At 60.4% G+C, this 429-nt stretch carries 1 protein-coding gene; it reads left to right on the top strand.

The window, feature by feature from the left end:
* Positions 1 to 429, top strand: a 429-nt coding sequence (locus FQ705_RS03840) for a tyrosine-type recombinase/integrase (protein WP_144138096.1), incomplete at both ends; no start/stop codon positions are given.

Here is a 429-nt window from a genome sequence, read left to right as displayed (position 1 = left end):
CGCATCATCAACGGCAAACCGGCCAAGCCTCTTTCTGCTGGGACGCGAAACCGATACGTCAACACGATCCGGCGCATGCTGAATCTGTGCCACGAATGGGGATGGATCGAACGCGTGCCGAAGCTACACCGGTTCGAAGAGCCTGATGTCCGGGTTCGGTGGGAATCTCCCGAGGTGATCGCCAAGATGATCAACGCACTGCGCATCCCTTGGATGCGCGATGCCGCGATCGTCGCCGTGGTCACCGGCATGCGCTCGTCAGAGTTGTTCGGCCTGCGTATCTCGCAAATCGACTTGGCCCAATGCAATGCGTGGATCACCCACGAGGGCGCAAAGTCGAAGCGGGCTCGGTCGGTTCCGTTGAACGAGGATGCGATGCGGGTGCTTGAGCGTCGTATGCAGACGGCAACGGATCTCGTCTTCACGCGC

This window comes from Paraburkholderia sp. BCC1884, from assembly GCF_900996225.1.
GTDB lineage: Bacteria > Pseudomonadota > Gammaproteobacteria > Burkholderiales > Burkholderiaceae > Paraburkholderia.
The sequence above is the reverse complement of the archived record's forward strand: the minus strand, read 5'-3'. Positions and strand labels throughout refer to the sequence as shown.